We start from the raw sequence: 22416 nt of genomic DNA, 5'->3' as shown, positions 1-22416 counted from the left end.
CATGCAAGTGAGTGCTGGCCGTTTTATCGATCGCGCCTTGATTTTGAGTCTGCCGGTTATGGCCGAACTTCGAATCTTGCTTCACGTACTTCCGATGCATTTCATGTTGGATTGCATCGGAAGATGTTATTGATCAAAAAAACTGCGGGTCTTGTAATGACAACAAGAATAGAATCGCTGAAAAAGCCATACGTTGATCCGGATGCTCAGCCGAAAATTAAGTATAGCGACATATCAAAATCAAAAACTAATCGTTGCAATAGGGGGATTCAGCGTGTTTTGCTGATTTCGCCAGCGGCTACTCTATTCAAGGGGGATCTTCCCAGATGCACCTATCCTCTCGGTCTAGGTTACATCGCGTCGGTATTGGAGAATAACGACTATGAGGTTGCGATTCTCGACTGCCTTGTGGAGGGTTATTATAATTCGACTCCAATAGCAGATAATCCCGATTTTGTGACATACGGGATAGACCGGACGGAGATATCTAAGCGTATCGCAGCATTTTGCCCGGATATAGTCGGCGTTTCCAGTATATTCTCCAACCAATCCGATGCTGTTGGCGAAGTGTTTGCGGCAATTGGAGATGCGGCACCAAATGCTTATGTCGTTACCGGAGGAGCGCACGCTCGCTATTTTCCCCATAACTATTTCGAGGATTTTGGAATCGATGCGGTATTTCTTAGTGAGTCTGAGGCGACATTTCTACATTATGTTGAGTATCTCAACGGCGCATACGATATCAACGATATTCCGAGTATAATCGCACGACTTCCAGATGGTTCGATATTTGAGAACTCTGAGATGGCGTTGATCCGCTCAAAAGAGCGAAATGATAGCGGCTTCTGGGCCGAACTTGACCAGATCCCGTTTCCCGCTTGGCACCTATACAATATGGAGGCCTATTTTGACATCAAAGCATACCAATCTCCCTATACGATAGGTGATCGAGTAGGGCAAATTTATACCAGCAGGGGATGTACCGCAAAATGTACTTTCTGCACGACAACAAATTTCTGGGGTGGAAAGTTGCGCCGCCGCAGCCCGGAAAACGTCCTTGAAGAATTGCGGCGTCTCCAAGACGGCTACGCCATAAACGAATTCCACATCCAGGATGACAATATAACGAATGATCTTCAACACGCGAAGTTTCTGTTTCAGCATTTAAAAGAATTGAAGCTTCCATGGTGCACGCCACAGGGCACGGCATTATGGCGGATGGACGAGGCGCTTCTTGACCTGATGGTCGATTCCGGCTGCTACCAGGTTACCTTCGCAATTGAAAGCGGTTGCCAAAGGGTTCTGAATGATCTCATTCGGAAACCATTGGATCTACAAAGAACAAAACACTTAATAAGGTACGCCAGCAGTATTGGATTATCCGTCCACGGTTTTTTCATTGTCGGCATGCCGCCAATGTTTGGTCACTCTGGAGAAACGGTGGACGAAATGTACCAGTCCTACCGTTTTGCCGAAGACGCAGGGTTTCATAGCGCATCATTCTTCACGGCGACACCAATAGTCGGCTCTGTCCTCTTGTCCGAGTGTCTACGACAAGATTTTATTGCGAAAAACACCCCGTTATATCGAATGTCATATAAGCAAGGGCTTATAGATGTGCCTGGCCTTTGGCGCGGAGTGGAGATCGCCAGTTTGGCCGCTCAGTTCAATAAGGATTTTAACCGCGAAAACCGTCTGAGGAAAGGGCGGAAAACTTGGACTGAAAACCAATATTAAAGGGAGCCTCTGGGGTATGCATAGCAAGATTGTTTACATAAGCATGGTTGGAGATATGCTTCATGCGGGTCACATTAATATTGTAGAAAAAGCACGTGGACTTGGGAAGGTTGTGGTAGGGGTAATAACAGATACCGCCGCGACCACTTATAAGCGATTACCTTTCATGCCTTATGAAGATAGGGTCCGGGTTATCAGTAGCCTTGCCGGGGTCGACAAAATCATCCCTCAAGATTCGCTGAGTTACCGCAGCAATTTGGAGCTGGTGCGGCCCGACTATGTCGTTCACGGTGATGACTGGCAGTACGGGGATATGGTGTCAGCGGCGCGTCGGGAGGTGATTGAGATTTTATCCCAATGGGGCGGCGAGTTGATTGAAGTGCCATATACACTGGGCATTTCTTCTACATTGTTACATCAAGCCTTGGAGGAGCGAGGGATAATGGCGCGAACTCGCCAAGCACGCTTTCGTCACCTGCTGAATGTCAAGCCGCTGGTGCGGATAATTGAGGCGCATAGTGCGCTTTCGGCTCTCATATCGCATCGAACGAGGGTGGCTGAACGAAGGTTTGACGCTCTTTGGCAGAGCAGTCTGACAGATGCAACAATGCGAGCAAAGCCGGATATTGAGATCGTTGACGCCGGGTCTCGTTTGGCCACAGTTAACGAGATTTTCGATGCCGTACCTCTCCCCCTCATCTATGATGGAGACACGGGAGGTACTTCTGAGCGTGTCTATCACCTAGCTCGGTCCCTGGATCGTGCAGGCGTGTCGGCTCTTTGTTTAGAGGATAAAGAAGGAGCTAAGCGGAATTCCCTATACGGAACCGCCGCCGGTCAGCGGCAGACTTCCATTGAAGAATACAAGGAAAGAATTTACGCAGCGAAGGACGCAACCGCTGCTGGTTTAATGTTCATTGCCCGAATCGAGAGCTTTATTTTGGGCGCAGGTCTTAGCGATGGTGTTGCCAGGGCCGAGGCTTACATTGACGCGGGTGCCGATGCTATCCTCATTCATTCGATTGCGGTTGATCCCGGCGAAGTTCTTTCCTTTTCGAAGAACCTTCGCGCAAATGGTATTATAACGCCGATTATCGTGGTACCTACAACGTACGGCTCGACCCATGAAGACGAGTTCGTCGACGGTGGAATAAACGCTGTGATATATGCCAACCATCTGCTTCGTGCGGCATATCCTCATATGGTGCAAACCGCTCGCCATATTCTCGAGAATGGTCGATCTGACGATGACTGGACGAGAGATGTACTCGCTGATGTGAACGATTTGCTTTCATTGATTCCGGCATCACATTAGGATCTATTGCGATGCGGCTCCTCGAGGCGATGAAGGAAAGTGGCATCAAATTCTTCAGCGGTGTGCCGGATTCCACGATGAAGGCTTTTTGTTCGGCTGTGGCGACGGACGCAGGCATCGAACACGTCAGCGCTGCTTGCGAGGGAGGGGCCGTTGCGCTTGCTGCTGGACATTGGATAGCCACGGGATGTCGCGGTCTCGCTTATATGCAGAACTCCGGCCTACCAAATGCGATCAATCCCTTATTATCACTGCTGCACGGATCCGCCTTCGATATCCCTATCGTTTTGGTCGTCGGTTGGCGAGGTAAACCCGGACTCCAGGATGAACCTCAGCATCGAGCCATCGGTTCGTTAACACCCTACTTGCTGGCGTCAGTCGGTTTTGAAATTATCGATATTGATAGTATCGACCAAAACACATTAACGGCGCGCTTGATTCAGGGCCAGAAGGAAAATTCTCGACAAGCAGTCTTGGTTTCACCCGCGGAATCGGAGGTTACCGCTTCACCCGTTAGATCAACGACAGGCAGCGAATACGCTCTCGACAAAGAGACTGTTTTGGAGGCAATCGTGTCTGCGGCGGACAAAGGTTCAATATTCATCGGAGGGATTGGGCATACCGGGCGGGAGCTGATTGCTCTTCGGGAACGGCTGTTTCAGCCACCCAGTCAAGATCTCCCGGCAGTCGGCGGGATGGGTTTTGCTGGGCCCCTCGCGATGGGTATTGCTTTGTCACAGAGTAGTCGAAGGGTATATTGTATTGATGGAGACGGCTCGTTCCTGATGCACACGGGGAACCATGCCGTTGTTGCCAGGCATCCGAAAGTTGCATTCACCCACATCGTCCTTGATAACGGATGCCACTTTTCGGTGGGCGGTCAACCATTGGTCGCAGAACTTGATCTTGCATCGGTGGCACATTCTCTTGGTTACCAAGTGGCCGTGTCGGCGCAGAGCGTCCAAGAGATAGTAGATGCGATACACACCATCGCATCTACCGGCGGGCCAGGAATGTTGAGAGTAGGTATCAAAGATCAGCAACCCCGCGCCTTACCTCGCCCAAAGCAATCGCTTCGCGATTGGCTTGCTGAATTTCGCTCTTTTCACGATTTCGGTTGACGGCGTCGCATCGTAGCACGATTTTGCTCCCAGCCGCGATCAGTTGGAATCTGATCCAGCAATAGCGGATTAGCTTACCCTGATCCCGTTAGCAAAAACTGAGCGTATAAAAGGCTCCCCCTCGACCAATTTCACTTGCACAAAGTCCGCGGATCGATCCGGTTCAATACGTCCGACGTCTGATCGCCCGATCACGCTGGCCGGGTTGCTCGTAACCATCTCGATTGTAGCAGCTGAAGGGTCACCGTGTGTAGCGTTACTCCACACGGCCGGCATCAGTGTATGCGGTGCATAGTCCGAGGAAATAACAGAGGCCAACCCGTTATCAATTAGTTCGTGAGCGGCGACATTACCAACGTGACTTCGACCATTTAAAATGTTCGGTGATCCTACCAAAACCGGAATCCCGTAATCCTTGGCGAATTTTGCGGCCGAAAAGGTCGTTGGAAATTCGGAAAGGGAAACTCCGAGCTGTTTTGCCTCGATCACATCGACCTCATTTTCGTCGTCGTGAGAAAAGATTGTCTTGCCATAGTGAGAACTGACTTCGTGAACTGAAGAAAGTAGCGACGACCGAGAGGCTTCGTTCCTGGTCCGCGCGTCCAGCAGACTTGTTGCTTCACTCTGCGAAAAGCCCAGACGAACATGATATGCCTGCATCCAAGAATCGAGGGTCTTAAATTGCCGTCTACCCGGCACGTGCTCCATCAGTGAAATGGCAGCAACCAATTCGTGATAATGTTGAAGGAAGTCCGCTAAGTAATCAACTATATTTTCGTCAAGTATTTCGCAACGAATATGAATACAATGCTTACTTGTGAGTTGCCCGCGAAATACTTTTAGCGCGTCGCCCAGCTCCTTGAGAGGGTCAAGCGGGTGAACGCCATTGGCGCGCGTCTGCAGCTGGATCGAGTCGCAACAGGTTGTGATGCCGGACGATGAAATAACCCGGTCGTAAAAGCTAAATATCTTTTTGGTTGGAAGTTTGAATCCTGGACGAATGATGGTTAGCTTATCAACATAATCGACGTGCAAATCGACAAAACCAGCGACAATGTAATCGCCTTCGAAATCATACCCCGGAATGTCTCTAAGTGTCTGGCTGCCTATTTGCAATATTTTATCTTTCATGACCTCTATATCAGCTAGCTGCCACATACCATCTATCAGAGCTCGACAATTCTTTAACATCATGTGAATATATTCCTTCTGTCAATGAATGAGTGAGCGATACACTTTGGATTGAGATATATTAATGCTTTGAAGCTTAGGTTAGCATCAAGAAGATCATGGACCCAGTTCAAATTGCTTCTGGCTCCATCGCGAATGACTTGCCAGCCAGCATTTCGGGTGGCAGGGCTCAATCTCGCTGTCAGCGCCATTGTATAATCGAACACCGTCTATCTCAGTCGCGCCACGGTGCGTCTGCAACAAGGGGCTGCAATATTCCCGACGACCTGCTCATGCACGTCTTGCAGCTCAGTTTAGAACACATTCCCCTCATCTACTCTTGGGGCGCCGGGCAGCGGCTGCCCAAATGTCGTCAGACCCTTGTGCATCTCCGATCGATTCCGGCGAGCGGCCTGTGCTAAAACGCGGAAATCGTAAAAATGGAACCGCGAAATTCCTTTAGATCGGTTCTGATGCTCCGCAATGGGTGCCCTTCCGAGAACAAGAGTAAAATTTTGCGCCAACAGCAACAGATGTGAGCAATAGAATAAAATATTATACCGATCTTGGTTACATATGAAATAGCTTTGTGGAAGTCCGATATTGAAACTATTTCAATTATGTTCGACAGTATTTCGGGTTCAATTTCAAACTGTCACATCGCAAGCGGATGATTTCCGGATTACGCTCTTTCCCTGCTCGCGCATCCCCCTTGGCGCGGGCCACCTAATCTCCCCGGCGCGAATGCCGGGGAGATATCTTCAAAGGACGCATGTCGCAAATCAAGCCTCAACTTTATGCTGCATATTTGTTCACCAGCGGCGATGACCATAGTGAGGAACGCATGACAATGTCTCAAAGTCACGCTCCATCTGCCGACGGCGACAAAACGCGGTTCTTTGCCCTTCTTTTGGGCGCGGTGGGCGTCGTCTACGGGGACATAGGCACGAGCCCGCTCTACGCCTTCCGAGAAGCGTTGCGGCCCTTTGCCCATGACGGCGTCAGTCATGACGAGGTCGTCGGCCTGATTTCGCTGATGCTCTGGACGCTGACGCTGATCGTGACCGTCAAATACGTGCTCTTTCTCCTCAGAGCCGATAACGACGGTGAGGGAGGAACACTCTCGCTGCTCGCCCTGCTCATGAAGAATGCCGAGCGACACAAGGCGGTGTTGTTCTTTGCCGGGGTGATAGGAGCCGCCATGTTCATCGGTGACGCCATGATCACCCCCGCTCTATCGGTTCTGTCGGCGGTTGAAGGCCTAAAGCTGGTGACGCCGGCGCTCACCGATTATGTCCTGCCGATTTCAGCGATGATCCTGGTGGTGCTCTTTCTGGTTCAATCAAGAGGCACCGCCGCCGTTTCAAACCTCTTCGGGCCGATCACCGTCGTCTGGTTTCTGGTAATGGGCGCCGGCGGGCTCGCCCACATTGCCGATGACGCGTCGATCCTCAACGCGATTAACCCCACCTACGCGGTGTCTTTCATGACGCATGCGGGCTTTGTCGGTTTGATCGTGCTGGGCGCGGTATTCTTGACAGTCACGGGGGCGGAAGCGCTCTACGCCGATCTCGGCCATTTTGGTAGGCGCCCGATCCAGGTGGCCTGGTTTGCTCTCGTCTTCCCGTCACTGGCGTTGAACTACCTCGGACAGGGGGCCCTTGTTCTTTCCGATCCGGCTGCTTCCTCCGATCCATTTTTCTTGATGTTTCCGGAGTGGGCCTTGCTGCCGGTGGTGATCCTCGCCACGGCGGCGACGATCATTGCAAGCCAGGCGGTGATCACTGGCGCCTTTTCGCTGGCCCGGCAGGCGATCCATCTTGGCTTTTTGCCGCGGCTCGGGATCTGCTTCACCTCCGAGACCAGCACTGGCCAGATCTACGTTCCAACCGTGAACACTGTTTTGCTGTTCGGCGTCCTGTTCCTGATCTTTTCGTTCGGGGATTCGGGATCGCTCGCGACCGCCTATGGTATCTCGGTGACCGGCGCGATGGTGGTAACAACCGTTCTCGCCTTCGCGTTTGTCCGCGTTGCGTGGGGCTGGCCGCTGTTGGCCGCCGTCGGATTCCTTGCGCCACTCTTCATTCTGGAATGCGTCTTTCTCAGCGCTAACCTCCTAAAGGTTCACGATGGCGGTTATGTTCCGATCCTGATCGCCGCGGCAATCATGATCTTGATGTGGACCTGGCGCAAAGGGACACTTCTTCTGCGGGAGAAGGCGGCCCGCAACGACGTGCCGCTTGAGACCTTCATTGCCTCCGTGGAGCGAAAGTCGGAGCCTGCGCCTGCGGAAGTTCCTGGTACCGCCGTGTTCCTGACGAGCGTTCCCGACAAAACTCCCGCCGTGCTCCTTCACAACATCAAGCACAACCATGTGCTTCATGCGCGCAATGTCATCCTGACGATCAAAACCGCGGCGGTGCCGTTTGTCCGAGAAAGCGAACGGTTCAAAATAACAGACCTTTCCGAGCGCTTCACCAGGATCGAACTCACCTTCGGCTTCATGGACACGCAAAATGTCTCGAAAGCGCTTGCCCTTTGCAAGAAGGCCGGCTTCAAGTTCGAAATCATGTCGACCTCCTTCTTCCTCGGCCGCCGCAAATTGATCCCAGATCCGAATTTTGGTCTTCCGAAATGGCAGGATCGACTATTCATCACCATGGCCAGAACTGCCATCAATCACGCGGATTATTTCAGCCTTCCCCCCAACCGGGTGGTGGAGCTCGCAGAACAAGTCGTGATTTGACGGGAATTCGATCAAGTCGGCGCCAGCTCCTGCGGAGTTTGACTAGGCCGACGCGATCCGCTCATGTCATCGCAGAGGACAGCAATGAAGTTCGAAGCGGCTCGCACTCTTCACCCAGGTGGGCGCACCGGCGCAGTGTTCGGCGGCATTGGGATGAGCCCACTTGACGCATTCCGGGAAAGTTTCATCGGCCAGTATCGCTTATCGCTTAGTCGTGGACCGAGATGTCGATGTTGACGTGTTGCTGCGGATCATGAGTGGCCTGGAGACGCTGCGCTGAACCCATTTCCGGTGGGATCAGGGGTCAAGGTATGGCTGGCGACGGGCCATACCGACATGCGTTGCGGCTTTCCTTCGTTGGCGCTGCGGGTACAGGAAGTCTTGAAGCATGAGCCATTGTCAGGCCGCCTGTTGGTCTTCCGGGGGCGCAGATCGGATATTTTGAAGATCATTTGGCACGATGGATTGGGCTTGTCTGTTTACCCGACGGCTGGAGAAAGGTCGGTTCATTTGGCCGAACGTGGAGGGCGGCTCGTCGTTCGTCAGGAAATAAACAAGCCGCCGCTCGTCGATATGGAAGACTGGCTGCGCCGGGAACGGGGAGGATCTGTCGCGATCCTCCCCCGAGATCGAACCTATCAATTAGGTGGCGAACGAGATTTCAGCACATTCCCATTGCGCGTCGACGTCATGACGGCAGTGAGATTTGGCCGTTATGACTGAACCGCTCTCGCTCTCAGCAATCATGTTCGTAACGTGTCGCCTCATTACTTTCTGCCTACCAATCAGTTGCGACCTGATTTGTAGGCGGGGATCTCGCATTTCTTTGAGCTTATCGGCCGTCGGGCCGGATCTTTGCCAGTCCTGAGTGGTCGGCATGCGGGCGTTCAGCCCCGCACCCGGAGGGCTGGCAGACAATGTTTGCTGCAGGTCCCGCAATAGGGTTCGCCGACTACATCATCGTATCTCCGCATATCCTGGTGACCTTGGGTAAGTCCCTTTGTGCGGGATTTCACAGGACCGAGCCCTGAGAGCCTGTACATACAAATAATCTCGGCCTCATCCGGCAAACATTGCTCCTTACTCGTTGCAGAAGGGAGCCTTTCCTGCGCAGCGGCTTCGGTTGAGCAGATCAGGACGAAGCTTACAACCAGGCGCTTAATCATATCGCTGAAACCCCTTGCTATCGGAAGGAACGGTCCTATCGCGGTTGGAGGGAACGATACCCTCAAATCCACCAGATCCGCCCCCCACAGGCCCTTGACCGGCCCTGCTTTGCTGGCAGCGTATCGACTCCGGATCGGTCTGACACTCAGGGAGGGCCGATGACGGTCGCGTCTCCGCCAGAACGCCGGTCGACCAAAGAAGCGCAAGGGTGACGAGAAGTTTCCAGATCATTTGGTTGGACTCGCGGCTTGAGGAGCGGGTTTGACGGTAAGGGCAATGCGCCTGAAGCCGAATGTGACCGGTCGCGCAAACGTCTGGTCCAGGTTGAGGCGCGTCGAATAGCGGCCTTCGTGAACAAGCCTGTCGTTGGCAGTGCCTGTCGAGGATGTTCCGCCCTCACCCTTAGATTTATCTTCCGCGCTTTCCTCCGCCTGCTGCCGCGACGCCCGAGCGGTAAGGCTGTCGCCCCGGTACCGGCTGATTTCGATCTTTCGCGTTACAAACACTTGCCGGACGAGGCTGACGTAAGGCTCGTAGATATATTCGCTGTCTTTCATCTCGTTGATTTCGTCGCCGAACGAGATGGCCATCAGCGCTCGGGCATTGTCGTCTCTGCAGAGATTTTCCTGGTTTTCACTACAAAAGGCGAGCAGCAGCTTGAAAGCTCGATAGGCCTGGATCGAGTAAGTCTCCGGTGACGGAATTGATATCTCTTCCGTCTCGCCGGTTCTGCGTCCGAGCGCGACCTGCCACCAGCTGGCATCCGTCTCGACATAATGTTTGATGCTAAGCCCCGGAAACGCCGTGAGGTAGGCATCAATTTCGTTTCCGGCAGGTTCCTGCGGCACGATGGCTTCGGTCATGACAGCCGGCCGTTCCGCAGCATTGGGCGGCGGGGTAGTCGGGGGCGGCGGAACGTCACGGAACCTGTAAGGCCGTTTTTCAAAGCTCTGGGCCAGATCTTCACGCTTGGCCCGGCCGATCTTGATACCCCGTCCGGCAAAAACGGTGCTGTCTGGCGGTGGAGCATACTTTTCACCTGTGGCCGTCAATTTCAGCGAGAGGTAGATGTCGCCGACAAACATGTCCTCCTGAGGTGGATAAACCGCCTCAATCCCAAGCCTGCCGATCGTGCGGTTCCACGCCTGCGCGACCTGGTCGGTTTCGGCTTCTCCAGGTCCATCAAAGGGATCGATCAGCCACAGGGCCAAGGCCCCAAGAACCAGGACTGCAATGATGGCAGGCGCCCTTTGTGCCAGGGAAGCCTGATCGAAGGACGGTAGCCAGCCACGCAGGCGATCGACGAGGGCCTTACCTGTTGGATGCGGAGGATCTACTGTCGGCGGATTGCCGCCATCGTCGGCCATTGCCATCCATCCCTCATCTCAACGCCGTGTTGATCACCAATGCCAGACGCGCACCGGCGAGCGCTGCTTGCGATTTGGCCACGGAGCGCGCGCGGTCCTCGTATGCCTGGTCGAGCCGGTAAGGACCGATGCCGCCCCCGATTACCGGCGTATAAACCTCGTTCTGGGCAAGGGCGAAACTCTCGATCAGCCAGAGAGCCGGGTCGGAGACCTTTGCCTTTAACGCATCAGGCGCAGGAAGGGCGTCTGCGGCCACCACTGCCTTTTCAGGCGTGCCATCGGTCCCCAGGAGCGCGTCCCAATAGAGATGAAGCCTGACTTTTTCGGCCCCGATCGGAATGACCTCTTCATCGTTGCCGCCGCGATCATCGTCGAGTTCTTTTGAAAAGCGCGCGGTGGCATGGAGCGGCTGATGGAGATCGCCGACGATATGGAGCATCCAAACGAGGTCATAAGACTTCACGCCCTCGCTCGCGGTTGAGGACAGTGCCTCGGTAAAGAGCCGCAACTGGGTCAGCGCGTTCGGTGCGTCCGGCATCCGGACCGGGGTCTCGTCCGTCGTGAAGGGAATATCGATATAGTGCCAGTAGTCATGCACGAACTTGTCGTCATACCCGATGTTCCGGCCTGCAGTGTCTTTGGCAATATCATCGCGTGTATAGGCCGGATCGCGCTTGATATCGTCGGCCCAGACCGAGGCGCGGCTAAAGGCGGCAAGGCCCTTATCGGCGTCAGCGACGCCTTCGGTCCATCTGCCGTAAGCCGGGTTGAGGGTCATCAGGTGATCGACCTTAGCCCGTACCGCGGGATCGAGTTTTTTGTACGCAGAGACCGCAATCGTCATATGGCCAAGGTCCCACCAGGCCAAAGCCGGTGACGCAGACACGAACAGCAAGGCAGCCGTGATGGCGCGAAAAAGTCCCTTCATTGCCCAACCCCTGAATGAAATTTCCCGTTAGCGAAGAAATAACTTAAAGTTGTATGTCCTGTCCAGAGGCAATGAGGCCGAAGCCCCAATCGAGGCGGACGAAGACTCGAAACGGGAAATTTGCATTACATCAGCTTTTTATTATGATCACTTCACAAGTGAATTTTTCATAACGAGATGTCTCAAATGCTCCCTGAACAAATGCGTGCGGCCCGTGCAGTACTTAATTGGTCCCTTGATCGCTTGGCCGAGAAATCCGGCGTGCACCGCAATACGCTCTCCAATTTCGAAACACGAAAATTCGAAGGCGATCCGGCCAAGGTGGCGGCTGCGAAAAGAGCCCTTCGTGCGGCTGGCATTGTCTTCATCGAGGAAGGCGCGGAAGCTGCGGGTGTGCGTCAACGCAGATATCGGATCGGCGATAGAGTGAGCTTCCGGCGGCCAACGACGGTCGGTAATCGCCACTTCACGCCAAGCGACATCGGGACGGTTGTGCAGGTCGAAGGGCATCCACCCGCCATTGGGACGACCTATCGTATCGCTGTGGAATTCGCCGATAGCCTCCCACTGTCCCTTATCTTCCAGTTTGAATTCGAGCTTGTCGCGGCGTCGCCGAATATCTCACTTCGCGAGTTCGTCGAAAACAGCGGTTATTCCATGATCCCGAACGGACATTTTGTTATCAATCCCGCCGGTGACACTGAGATCCGAATGGAGACAGACCTTTCCAAACTTCCGACCGACGTCGGCGCATGGATCGTGATTCCTACTGCAGACACAGAACTTCTCAATGAGGTCGAAGCTCGGGGCTTTTGGCGACAAGAAGCATCGCAGACCTTGTATCTGTTGTGGCGGCAGTTTTCTGCCGGGGTCAGCCCAACATCATTCAACAGGTCATGAGCCTGAGTGTCGTGCGGGTTGGCCAGTGAGACCGGATCAGCCAGATAGGCCTGGAGCTTTTGCAATATGGCATCGTCGGGGGACTGGTGGAGCTGGGCGCGGAGTTCACCCACGGCCAGGGCCGCGCCTTGTCGGGCGGCTTCCGCCAGCATGTCGCGCAGTTGGGTATCAGCCGGCACCAGCGCTCGCAGGGCTTCCATGAGCAAGGACTTTCATTGATGGGATTGGGTGCGGTTGGAGATCACCGCCCATCCATTGCCTCACAGCCGGAAAATGACGTCAAGCGTCATGCCCCTGGACAGCTTGTGTAAGGTTGTCCGGCCTATTGCGGGCATTGGTTTGTTGTCGTTAAGATATATTTGGCTGAAGCAACAACGTTCCTGGACGCCAATCACATCAACGCAATGGAGCTCTCATGAGTGCGCGCCTGTCGACGGCCATCAGAATCGGAGATGCCGCCAGGGCGATACTTAGAAAGACTCGGAGCTTCCCAGACCGAGGATTCGGCGATTATGCAGACCTGCGCGAAAGTAATCATATCGGTGTTGAACCTATGCTTCTGGCGCTATCCATGGAATTGGCACTCAAAGCGTGGTTCGTTTTCGACTACGACGATCCAAAAGTTGCCAAATCGCACGACCTGATCAAGCTGTTCGAACGCCTGAAGCCCGAAAGCCAAGAGAAACTCGAGGCCGAGTTCAAGAGGTCGGTGGTCCCGTACCATCCCAACGGTCTCTTCATCGACGACAACATTCGTCACATGCTGTATCAGCACAAGGATGCCTTCATCGACTGGCGCTATATGCACGAGCCAACGAAAACGGTGAGGTTTGATGTGACTGCTTTTGAGGCGACGCTCGAAATGGTTCTCCGGGAATTCCAGAAGAGATATCGCATTGAGCCGGCGACGCAGCTTGGCCATCCTGAACGCATTCCAGACCGGCTCAGACGGCCATGAGACGACCGACCAATTAGCTATCGCCCGCTCTAACCGCTTCAGTAGCTTAGATGTACCGTACATGGGCGTGGTATGGCGACCCAAGCAAAAGTTTGGAAGTGAGGCCTAGACAACCCGAGAGCAGACATGTCTCAACTGCGCATCCTTTGGATGTGGCGATGCGGAGAAGCATGGGACGGTGTCCGAGAAAAAAACGAGGTCTGCAGGCTCGTCTGGATTTCCTCACACCCGACGAGCGGCAAGCGATCAGAACGCAGATTTACGAGCGAGACCCGCCGTTTTGCGTGTGGTGTCACGCGTCGCTGACCGAGGGAAAGCCTGGCAGGCCCTTTACCCTCGACCATATCATCCCGCGAATTGAGGGTGGGCCGTTCAAGCCCGATAACCTGGTCCTTGCGTGTCACATGTGCAATTTCAAGCGCGGTCGCAAGTCGATCCTGGAATATATGGTGTATCGAGCGGGATTGCCTCGTCGTCAATAGGTGCTCCAATAGGTGAGGCAGGGCAGCGCAGATGTATGAAGACTCTATTTGTCCTGGGGCTGTAGCCGGAGCATCAGCTACTGGTGCAAAGGGGACTTCATTCCACGCCTAACAGGACGCCAAGCCCTCTGTGACGGGTCGCAGGGGGTCAACCAGACCAAGATCATAGATCATGGTCGTTTCCAGGTTCCCCTTGTGATCGACGTAGTGGGAGATAGCCTCATGGGAGACCCCTCGACGCGGAAACCTGCTACGCGCAAATCAGGCCCACCCTTAAGGTCGAGTATCGGAGCAGGCTGGTTTTTGCCTCTGTCGGCGTCACGGTAGGGGGCAAAAAGACCAACTGCATCGGCGCGGCGACCAAGGTGTTTTGTCCGTCTTTCCTGAATTCCTGATTTTCAACGAGGCGAGTGATCCCATGGCTATAGTTTCCTGCCGCGAATGGGAGCAATCCGTGTCCGATCAGGCCGAGACGTGCCCTCATTGCGGAATAAAGACCCCATGCGCCAACAAGCACGGCGATCTTGCCATTGACGCTATGGCCCAGCAAATCGGCGCGAAAGTCGAAAAGAGGCTATTACCGCGTATGAAATCTAAAGGGCTGCGGTCTATTTCGCGATTTTTATCATCTTCTTGATTGCGCTTTTCTCAGGCACCCTCACCAGCATTGTCAAATCCCTGATGACGTGAGCAAAACCGTCCCAGCGTCCTTCCAACACATGACAACCAACCAGCCAAGGGAGGAATACTCCCTTGGCTTTGTCGTTCAATCCAATGAAAACTTGACAATCACCCTCAGCAGGTATACCTTATGAGGTAAGGATTGTTATGAACACACCCGCGAAGATATTACAGGCCGCATTTTTCACCACAGACGCGGGAAAGCGGCCAGTGCGGGAATGGCTCATGGAGCTACCACCGGAAGACCGGAAATCCATCGGCGAGGATATTGCCACACTGGAATTTTGCTGGCCTGTCGGTATGCCGAAATGCTCCCCGATGAAGGGCATCAAGGGCCTTTACGAAATCAGGTCGAATATCTCGTCGGGCCGCATTGCCCGTGTGTTCTTCGTCCTCATCGGCAATCAGATGGTGCTTTTGCACGGCTTTGTCAAAAAGACGCAAAAGACACCGGACAAGGAATTGAAACTGGCGACAGCCCGTATGAAGGAGGTGCAGCGCTATGAATAGGAACCCACATATAGGCGAAAGCTTCGATAGCTTTTTGCGTGATGAAGGCATTTTCGATGAGGTCACGGCGACCGCCATCAAACGCACTCTCGCGCTCCAGATCGAACACGAAATGGCTGCGCAGAATATTTCCAAATCGGAAATGGCGCGGCGCATGAAGACAAGCGCAACCCAACTCGGGCGGCTGCTTGATCCGAACAACGACCGCATTCAGCTTGATACGCTGGTGAAGGCCGCATCTGCGGTTGGCAAGAATCTCGCGGTGAGTCTTGTCTAAATATGTGAGAGTTCGGGTTTGCTGGATGAACCGCACCGGGTTTACCGGAGGCCATTTGGTTTAAGTTATGCGGCCATGGCTGGTGCGTCCAGTATGGCGTAATACAGCTCCTCGGCTTCGGCTGGGGGAGTGTTTCCGATGGGCTCCAGAATTCGCCGGTGGTTGAACCAATCGACCCATTCCAGGGTAGCGAACTCGACCGCCTCGGCGTTGCGCCACGGCCCTCGTCGATGGATGACCTCTGCTTTGTAGAGACCGTTGATCGTTTCGGCGAGAGCATTGTCATAGCTGTCGCCAACACTCCCGACGGACGGCTCGATGCCTGCCTCAGCCAATCGTTCGGAATAGCGAATGGACACGTATTGAACGCCTCTGTCGGAGTGATGCACGAGGCCACCGCCGTGAACGGGACGCCGATCATGAAGCGCCTGCTCCAGAGCATCAAGGACGAAACCCGCGTGTGCCGTCCGGCTCACTCGCCAGCCGACGATGCGACGGGCGAAGGCATCGATCACAAAGGCCACGTAGACGAAGCCCTGCCAAGTGGCGACATAGGTGAAGTCCGAAACCCACAGCCTGTTTGGCGCAGGAGCTTTGAACTGGCGATTCACACGATCCAGTGGGCTCGGAGCCGATTTGTCCGGGAACGTCGTGCGGATCGGCTTTCCGCGAATGATGCCCTGCAGGCTCATCGACCTCATCAGCCGAGCGACGGTGCAGCGGGCGACGTCGAAGCCTTCCCGCTTCAATTGCCGCCAGACCTTGCGAACGCCATAGACCCGGAAGTTCTGTTCAAAGACACGACGTATCTCGATCTTCAGGGTGATATCGCTACGGGCGCGGACCGACAGGCGGTCCACATCCAAGCGCTTGGCGACGTTCTCGTAGTAAGTTGACGGGGCAATCGGCAATAGTCTGCAGATCGGCTCGACCCCGAACACGCCTCGGTGTTCGTCGATGAACGAGATCATCGTTTGAAGGGGCGGTCGAGCTCCGCCATCGCGAAATAGGCAGACGCCTTGCGCAGAATCTCGTTGGCCTGACGAAGCTCACGGTTCTCCCGTTCAAGAGCCTTCATCTTCTCGGCCACATCACTCGGCAAGCCTGCTCGTTTGCCGCTGTCGACCTCGGTCTTCTTCACCCATTCATGCAACGTGGCTGGCGAGCAGCCGATCTTGGCCGCGATAGATGAAACGGCAGCCCATCGCGACGGGTGTTCTGCTTCGTGATCCAGCACCATACGGATGGCACGGTCGCGGACTTCAGGTGAAAACTTGTTGGTTGTCTTGCTCATATCGGCTCCACTCTCTCAGAAGTTGGAGCCTCCGGCAAACCCGGTGCGGTTCAGGATCTCTGATCTACTCATGACGATAGGGCCACAAGGCGTTCTCTGATGAAGTCCAACGAATATCTTGAAGTTTTATCGAATTACGGGTCTTCCGAGCTCGCTGCCACATCAATCAAGTGGGTGCGTTCTTCCGCAGACAGACGAAGGGAGAAGGGCGGAAGGCGTTTTTTGCCGCTCTGACCGTCCGTTGAAAGGTTGAAGTTTGCCGTCAGGGCCATGGCGGCACCGGAAAGTCTTGCGACTTCCGGTGCTCAAGAAAGGCATTCCATTCGGTCAACACCTCGAACAATTCGTTCGAGGCATCGCCCTCAAGGCGCGCCAAGTTTTTCAATAGCCTACGCGTTTCTAGGCCTGTCGTGCCCGGTGCTATGTAACGTTCATGCAACGGAGCCCTCCGCATCGAAGAAACAAAGGACCGATCGCCCTGGCTCCAGCAGAAACGGGGCTTACCAAGATTAAGCAAAGGCCCGAGTACGACAGTGATACCGGGTTACCAGCCGAGACACGGGCCAATGGATATCCCGTGGCGATCCGGTTAGCATGGATCCCCGGTTGAAATCGCCTCCTTCAAACGACCAGGCTTCGCTGTTGGAAATTGGCCTTCCGCGGATTAGGCGGGCGCCTTTGCCGTTTAAAACCACCTGTCAGGAATTGATAGGATTCTATCCCATTTTATGCTATAAGGGTGCAGAAGGACAGGAGTGCAACCCATGAGATCGACGCAGCAGATGAGCATCACGTTGCCGATCGAGATGGCCAACCAGGTGAAAAGCCGTGTTGCCAGCGGAAGCTACGCTTCGGAAAGCGAAGTCATCCGGGAAGGGCTGCGTGCGCTCGAGGAGCGCGACAACGCCGTCGAGCAGTGGTTGCGCATCGAGGTGGCGGCTGCCTACGATGCCCACAAGGCCAATCCCGGCAAAGCCCGGCCACTGGACGAGGCATGGTCGCGGATTGACGCGGAGATGGATGCTATCGACCGGGAAGAGGGCGAGTGAAGCGCTACTATGTCCGCCTGACCGAGGAGGCGGAGGCGGATGTGGCCTGGATCTACCGGTTTGTGCGCCGGAAATCGGCCTCCACGGCCGTAGCGCGTAACTACATCGGGCGTATTCGGACGTTGCTGAAAGAATTTGAGGTTTTCCCGGAGCGCGGAAGTATCCGCGACATCCGGGATGGCATGCGTGTCGTCGGTTTCGGGCGGCGTGTCAGCATCGCCTTCATCGTCGAGAGTGACGACGTCGTGGTCCTGCGGGTCCTCTATGCCGGGCAACAGTTCAGAACCGATGAAGACGGTGTTTTGTGAATCTGTTCAAGAAGTTGTTTACCCTCCGCCACATGCACAGGCCGCCTCGCTCAAAGACGAGGCGGCCTGTGCATTGATTTGCATCTGGTACATGGTTATCGCAAAATTTTGTTCGTAAGATCGTAATGAGAATTCAGTGAGTTCGATGGAAATGGCATGATCTGCGAAGTGGACAATAAAGACGAACGGGACGACTTTTCGCCACCAACGCTCCGTGAACTTGCGGGTCGATCCGGCTATATCTGCGCCTTCCCTGGCTGCAGAAGATTAACCGTCGGTCCGTCGGATGATCGGAAATCCGGCCTCAGCATGGTTGGAGTGGGGGCACACATCACTGCCGCAAGTAAGAAGGGACCAAGCTACGACGAAAAACTCTCGTCCGAGGAACGCGCCGATGTTCATAATGGCGTTTGGATGTGCCAGACGCACGCAAAACTCATCGATGACAACGCCAGCAAGCATACGGCGCCGGAACTGCGACGGTGGAAGACTCAGCATGAGGAGTGGGTTTTTCGGAGAGTGGCCAATAGTCCCGCGCATCCTCACGCTGGGATATCGGTGCTCAGGCTATCAAACGTTGGGCCGTTTCGACAACGGACAGAGCTGAAGCTTGGCAGAGTGACTGTAGTTGCTGGCGACAACGGTACGGGAAAAAGTACCTTATGCGAAGCACTGGCGGCGTTCTCGGGCGAACCCCTGTTTACCGAGTTCGCCGAACGTTGGGGTTTCGGCACCAATCCTTGGGGAAATGCTTGCGTCGAAACCACGGTGATAAGAGGTGAGGACGTCACCAATGTCAAACTTACGGAGCGTTTCCGCCCGTTTTACGTGCCTGCGGCAACTGACGAGGACGGCACGTCTGGAGATGATGACGAAACTGATATCGAGGGGGTGGTATCACGTCAGTTTCAAATTGAGGTCAATGGCGCGCTGGCTTGCCTATGGCCGACCTCTCTATATTCGACCATTTTTTTTATGAAGGCCTCCGCGGTAGTCAGCAGCCCTCGTTCAAGCAGGCCATTTTAAACCTTGCTCGACAGTTCAGGCTCCCGGAAGACGTGCTTTGGAACTCTCTTACGGACGACTTCTTCGTTTCGAGCAGCTACGCGTGCAAGTTCCGCCGCAAGGGCTCAAGGGAAATCGAAATTGCCCTTCCAGAGCGCGACTTTTACCTACCCCCAGAAAATCTCAGTACCTCAGAACAGTGGCGCATCATCCTTGCCCTTACAAACAGACTTTGTACGCAAGATCGTCGTCCCACTCCGTGGATGATGATTGTTGATGCCGACGTAACAGGTCGCTTAGATTCGGAAGGCAAGGCTCTCCTGCTGAAAATGTTTGGTGGAGAAGATGACAATGGCATCCAACTGGTGGTCTGCCTAACCTTTCAAAACGACGTTCCAGTCGCACAGGACTTGCTCAACGAAAAGTGGCTTGGCGCCCACGCAGTCGGCAGATTGACTGCTCACACTTTCCTCTAGGGCTAAGGGGCAGAACCGGAAGTTGACGACTGCTTCTGCAAGGTCACTCAAACAGCTCGGCTGCTTCCTCGACAAGCCTGTCTGGAGGGGCTGGCAAACAGCGTAAAACGTATACGATTCAGCCGCGAGACCGAGGGGGCGAAAAGATTTGGGGAATCAAGCAGATCAAGGATCTGAGGCCTGCCGTTCGAAACGGGCATAAAAAAAGCAATGCCCACGTTTCCGCGTTCAAAGCCTCCGAGAAGACACATATGTCGTAGGGGGAGCGATGTCAATGTCGTGGTCAGCAGCTAAGCTAGGTGCGCCAGTATCATTTGGTATCGCCTCTGCAGCAAGTCGGAATAGTGGGCCGTGATTGTAAACTCGAACGTCCGGCATTGTCTCAGACAATTATAAAGAAATGGGCCAAATCATCGAGCAAAACAGCGAAATTCACGTCGAGGACACCGCAGCTCCATCTCTCAGCACAAGTGTCTACGCATGATGTTTCCGCCGCGGAGGTGTCGGGCGAAAGCCACCTCCCTCCCCTCTCCGGCGGATCCCGAGCAGACACCTGCGCATCTCAAAGACCTGACCGATCGAGCGCGTGGCTATGTCGAGGCGGCAAGCTCCGCGAATACTCGGAACTGCGCTCAACGCGGCGCATCGCTCGATCGCAAGGACCGCGCCACCGCCACCGTGATGGCTGGTATTTGCAACACCCACGCGTCCCCTCCCCGCCAGAAGGAAGCCGTTCTGCCGGAAGATCTGATCGCCATGCTGGAGACGCTGGATCGGGGAAGCCTGCGCGGTTTGCGCGACCGCGCGATGCTGCTGATCGGCTTTGCCGGCGGCCGGCGCCGCTCGGAAATCATCGAGCTCGATCTTGGCCGCGACCAGAGCGAGGACGGACGCGGCTGGATCGAGATCCTCGACAAAGGCCTGCCGGTGACGTTGCGGGGTAAAACCGGCTGACGAGGTGGAGGTCGGCCGTGGCTCCTCCGATGCCACCTGCCCGGTTGTCGCCATCGAGACCTGGATCAAGTTTGGAAAGATCGCCAAGGGTCCCCTGTTCCGTCGCGTCACAGGAAAGGGCAAGGATGTCGGACCGGACCGCCTCAACGACAGGCAAGTCGCCCGCCTGGTCAAGGCGGCGGCGCTTGCCGCCGGCGTCAGGAGCGACCTCGGCGAAGCCGGACGCGCCGAAAAATTCTCCGGCCATTCCCTGCGCGCCGGCCTTGCCTCGTCCGCGGAGGTCGATGAGCGCTACGTCCAGAAACAGCTGGACATGTGCCTGCTGAAATGACCCGCAAGTATCAGCGCCGCCGCGACCGCTTCCGGGTCAATCTCACCAAGGCGGCAGGCCTATAGGCACGCTTGCGCTATCCGGGTCTTGTTTTCGATCTGCCGTTCGATGAGTGTTGGAGAAACAGCAAATTCGTTCGCAATCGAATAGATATCGCGCTTGTCGCGTTGCATCGACATTACCTCGTCGACTGGCGCGAGAAATTCCGCAGCGAAAGCACGACCGGCGGCCTGACGGAAAGCACGCTGCAAACCGTTAATTGGAGCGATTTGAGTAGACGGAAAGCACACTGCATCACCAATTGCGCGCGCCATCGAGAACAAGTGCGCGGTGTTGGCTTCTGCGGATTCACCGTGATTGCGCAAATGAATATGGACGCCGTCCGGCCTTTCATGCCGGAGCGCATTGATCCCGTCCACCTTTGGTGCCAGCGAATACCGCTGACCTGCCCCGAAGCGACGCGCCAGATCCTTGAACGATGAAAAACGATGGTTCTGCTCGAGCCCGCATTTCACGCGCATCGAGCGCGCTCGGCGGTAGCCATGGCTCCAGGCAGTTTCCCGCGGCTGTGCGGGCGTGACATCGTCGAAATCCGCCACCATGTCGCGCAGGTCGGGGATACGGTAGCTCATGGATCCGGTTGCCGCCATCCGACGCACCCACTCGATTAGCTTGGATTTGTCAGTCTCTCCCGAGCCGGAAACAAACTCTACCATCGTTTCCCTTTCGAGGAATATACGCTCGGCATCCTCTATGAAGGACGCGCTTTCCTCCGAGATCTGATAGGGATCGAGAGCCAAGCTTCCTGCGGCCTCGCAGAACGCTTTCTCCTCGTCCACCTGGCAGGAGGCTAGCACCCGATTCCACCGCAAGTGCGCGCTCGTATCCACGATGCCAATTGCAGATAGACGACTCAGAACCTCCTCGATCAGTGACGACAACCATGTCTCGCCTTCCCCCCTCGTCATCAACTCCGACATCCCGCCCCAAAAGCGGACGTCCGGACCATCGTAGTTCCTTTGATAGGCGCTAATTTCGAAAGCCGCGCCGTCAAACTGCAGACGCACATCTGGCAACAGGTAACCACTGCGGTAACGAGTGATTGACACCGCGTGATCGCGCTCGCCAAAAATTCTCCACCAATCATGTGCAAGGCCGTTCGCGAGCCCGTAAAGGGCTACGGTCACATGGTCGCCTAGCTGGCCATCGAGCAAATGCTGGGTTGCGTTCTTTTCATCGATAAACAAACGCAGGTCTCCGACGGTCGCTCGTTCCTCAGGCGCCGCATTGATCCCATCGCCCTGCCACTCAATCGAATGCTTCACTTTTCTCCGCCTCGGTTATCGGCCAACCCTTATAGGCTCCTAAAATCTGGTTGATAGCAAAGCCAAACCAGAATTGACCTAGATCGTCCTTATACCAGATATGCTTCGGATATGTCTTGTCACCTTCAAAAAAGCGCATCTGGCGATTCCGAAGAGCTTTTTGAACCCATAAAGTGGCAACATCCCGCTCCTGCTTTGTCACCTTTGGGCAGATACCGTTGAAAAAGTCGGCGTTGCTGTCAGTGCGAAGTTCTGATTCACTCCTTCTAGGGATTTAGGAGGATTTTCTGATGATGGGCGAACGGATGGTAGCGC

At 54.8% G+C, this 22416-nt stretch carries 21 protein-coding genes, 1 pseudogene and 1 other annotated feature; of the genes and pseudogenes, 16 read left to right on the top strand and 6 right to left on the bottom strand.

Annotated elements, in window-relative coordinates:
* Nucleotides 1-123 precede the first annotated feature (123 nt).
* Genes MOV63_RS10855 through aepY form a run of 3 tightly spaced genes read left to right on the top strand, consistent with a single transcriptional unit; the run spans nt 124 to nt 4173 of the window.
* The gene (locus MOV63_RS10855; protein WP_247033733.1) at nt 124-1737 is read left to right on the top strand and encodes a B12-binding domain-containing radical SAM protein; all 1614 of its coding nucleotides are present in this window, start codon (nt 124-126) and stop codon (nt 1735-1737) included.
* A 16-nt stretch (nt 1738-1753) separates the two neighbouring features.
* Nucleotides 1754-3052: an isocitrate lyase/phosphoenolpyruvate mutase family protein gene (locus MOV63_RS10850; protein WP_247033731.1), complete on the top strand. Its 1299-nt coding sequence runs from the start codon at nt 1754-1756 to the stop codon at nt 3050-3052.
* A gap of 11 nt (nt 3053-3063) precedes the next feature.
* Nucleotides 3064-4173, top strand: a complete 1110-nt coding sequence (gene aepY / locus MOV63_RS10845) for a phosphonopyruvate decarboxylase (RefSeq protein ID WP_247033729.1) — start codon at nt 3064-3066, stop codon at nt 4171-4173.
* Between the two features lie 69 nt (nt 4174-4242).
* Here the strand turns inward: aepY and MOV63_RS10840 are convergent, their stop codons facing one another.
* Nucleotides 4243-5367, bottom strand: a complete 1125-nt coding sequence (locus tag MOV63_RS10840) for an alpha-D-ribose 1-methylphosphonate 5-triphosphate diphosphatase (RefSeq protein ID WP_247033728.1) — start codon at nt 5365-5367, stop codon at nt 4243-4245.
* Between the two features lie 820 nt (nt 5368-6187).
* On the opposite strand from MOV63_RS10840, the gene MOV63_RS10835 reads away from it, so the two are divergent.
* Both MOV63_RS10835 and tnpB read left to right on the top strand, forming a co-directional pair.
* Nucleotides 6188-8089, top strand: coding sequence for a potassium transporter Kup (locus MOV63_RS10835; RefSeq protein WP_405029321.1), 1902 nt, complete (start codon nt 6188-6190; stop codon nt 8087-8089).
* Nucleotides 8090-8425: 336 nt separating this feature from the next.
* On the top strand, nt 8426-8812 hold the full coding sequence (gene tnpB, locus MOV63_RS10830; RefSeq protein ID WP_247033727.1) for a transposase: 387 nt from the start codon (nt 8426-8428) through the stop codon (nt 8810-8812).
* A gap of 671 nt (nt 8813-9483) precedes the next feature.
* Here the strand turns inward: tnpB and MOV63_RS10825 are convergent.
* Entirely contained in the window at nt 9484-10629 is a 1146-nt protein-coding gene (locus MOV63_RS10825; RefSeq protein WP_247033726.1) for a hypothetical protein, read from the bottom strand.
* Nucleotides 10630-10636: 7 nt separating this feature from the next.
* Nucleotides 10637-11551 carry a S1/P1 nuclease gene (locus tag MOV63_RS10820; RefSeq protein WP_247033725.1) on the bottom strand — a complete coding sequence of 305 codons (915 nt, stop codon included), beginning with the start codon at nt 11549-11551 and terminating at the stop codon, nt 10637-10639.
* Between the two features lie 186 nt (nt 11552-11737).
* Here MOV63_RS10820 and MOV63_RS10815 point away from each other — a divergent pair, with 186 nt between their 5' ends.
* The 6 genes from MOV63_RS10815 (at nt 11738) to MOV63_RS10795 (ending at nt 15359) form a co-directional block, all read left to right on the top strand.
* Nucleotides 11738-12451 (top strand): helix-turn-helix domain-containing protein, encoded by a 714-nt coding sequence (locus MOV63_RS10815; protein WP_247033724.1) that lies wholly within the window; start codon nt 11738-11740, stop codon nt 12449-12451.
* Nucleotides 12452-12510: 59 nt separating this feature from the next.
* Nucleotides 12511-12762 carry a hypothetical protein gene (locus MOV63_RS10810; protein WP_247033723.1) on the top strand — a complete coding sequence of 84 codons (252 nt, stop codon included), beginning with the start codon at nt 12511-12513 and terminating at the stop codon, nt 12760-12762.
* 104 nt (nt 12763-12866) lie between these two features.
* Nucleotides 12867-13409 carry a hypothetical protein gene (locus tag MOV63_RS10805; RefSeq protein ID WP_247033721.1) on the top strand — a complete coding sequence of 181 codons (543 nt, stop codon included), beginning with the start codon at nt 12867-12869 and terminating at the stop codon, nt 13407-13409.
* A 50-nt stretch (nt 13410-13459) separates the two neighbouring features.
* The gene (locus MOV63_RS32935) at nt 13460-13891 is read left to right on the top strand and encodes an HNH endonuclease (RefSeq protein WP_366518535.1); all 432 of its coding nucleotides are present in this window, start codon (nt 13460-13462) and stop codon (nt 13889-13891) included.
* An 828-nt stretch (nt 13892-14719) separates the two neighbouring features.
* Nucleotides 14720-15082 carry a type II toxin-antitoxin system RelE/ParE family toxin gene (locus tag MOV63_RS10800; protein WP_247033719.1) on the top strand — a complete coding sequence of 121 codons (363 nt, stop codon included), beginning with the start codon at nt 14720-14722 and terminating at the stop codon, nt 15080-15082.
* Nucleotides 15083-15116: 34 nt separating this feature from the next.
* Nucleotides 15117-15359, top strand: a complete 243-nt coding sequence (locus MOV63_RS10795) for an XRE family transcriptional regulator (protein WP_309500822.1) — start codon at nt 15117-15119, stop codon at nt 15357-15359.
* Nucleotides 15360-15424: 65 nt separating this feature from the next.
* Here the strand turns inward: MOV63_RS10795 and MOV63_RS10790 are convergent.
* Nucleotides 15425-16653, bottom strand: a protein-coding gene (locus MOV63_RS10790) for an IS3 family transposase (RefSeq protein ID WP_247033716.1) whose coding sequence is annotated in 2 segments (ribosomal slippage) — nt 15425-16359 and nt 16359-16653 — 1230 coding nt in all. Because the reading frame shifts where the segments join, the coding sequence is not laid out codon by codon here.
* Nucleotides 16256-16372, bottom strand: a sequence feature (AL1L pseudoknot). (Overlaps the previous gene by 117 nt.)
* Before the next feature lie 764 nt (nt 16654-17417).
* Between MOV63_RS10790 and MOV63_RS10785 the strand changes: the two genes are divergently transcribed.
* The 5 genes and pseudogenes from MOV63_RS10785 (at nt 17418) to MOV63_RS10765 (ending at nt 20841) form a co-directional block, all read left to right on the top strand.
* Nucleotides 17418-17702, top strand: coding sequence for a type II toxin-antitoxin system ParD family antitoxin (locus MOV63_RS10785; RefSeq protein WP_247033715.1), 285 nt, complete (start codon nt 17418-17420; stop codon nt 17700-17702).
* Nucleotides 17699-18010 (top strand): type II toxin-antitoxin system RelE/ParE family toxin, encoded by a 312-nt coding sequence (locus MOV63_RS10780; RefSeq protein WP_247033714.1) that lies wholly within the window; start codon nt 17699-17701, stop codon nt 18008-18010. Before MOV63_RS10785 ends, MOV63_RS10780 begins: the two co-directional genes overlap by 4 nt.
* Nucleotides 18011-18166: 156 nt before the next feature.
* Nucleotides 18167-19036, top strand: coding sequence for an AAA family ATPase (locus tag MOV63_RS10775; protein ID WP_247033713.1), 870 nt, complete (start codon nt 18167-18169; stop codon nt 19034-19036).
* Nucleotides 18952-19491 carry a hypothetical protein gene (locus MOV63_RS10770; protein ID WP_247033819.1) on the top strand — a complete coding sequence of 180 codons (540 nt, stop codon included), beginning with the start codon at nt 18952-18954 and terminating at the stop codon, nt 19489-19491. The genes MOV63_RS10775 and MOV63_RS10770 overlap by 85 nt, the downstream gene beginning before the upstream one ends.
* A gap of 480 nt (nt 19492-19971) precedes the next feature.
* Nucleotides 19972-20841 (top strand): annotated as a pseudogene (locus tag MOV63_RS10765) (site-specific integrase).
* Here MOV63_RS10765 and MOV63_RS10760 read toward each other — a convergent pair.
* Nucleotides 20836-22101: an ImmA/IrrE family metallo-endopeptidase gene (locus MOV63_RS10760; RefSeq protein ID WP_247033712.1), complete on the bottom strand. Its 1266-nt coding sequence runs from the start codon at nt 22099-22101 to the stop codon at nt 20836-20838. The pseudogene MOV63_RS10765 and the gene MOV63_RS10760 overlap by 6 nt on opposite strands.
* Entirely contained in the window at nt 22085-22240 is a 156-nt protein-coding gene (locus MOV63_RS10755; protein WP_247033711.1) for a hypothetical protein, read from the bottom strand. Before MOV63_RS10755 ends, MOV63_RS10760 begins: the two co-directional genes overlap by 17 nt.
* Between the last annotated feature and the right edge of the window lie 176 nt (nt 22241-22416).

The organism is Neorhizobium sp. SHOUNA12A, assembly GCF_023006505.1.
Classification (GTDB): Bacteria; Pseudomonadota; Alphaproteobacteria; order Rhizobiales; family Rhizobiaceae; genus Neorhizobium.
This window is presented reverse-complemented; position numbering and strand designations above follow the sequence as displayed.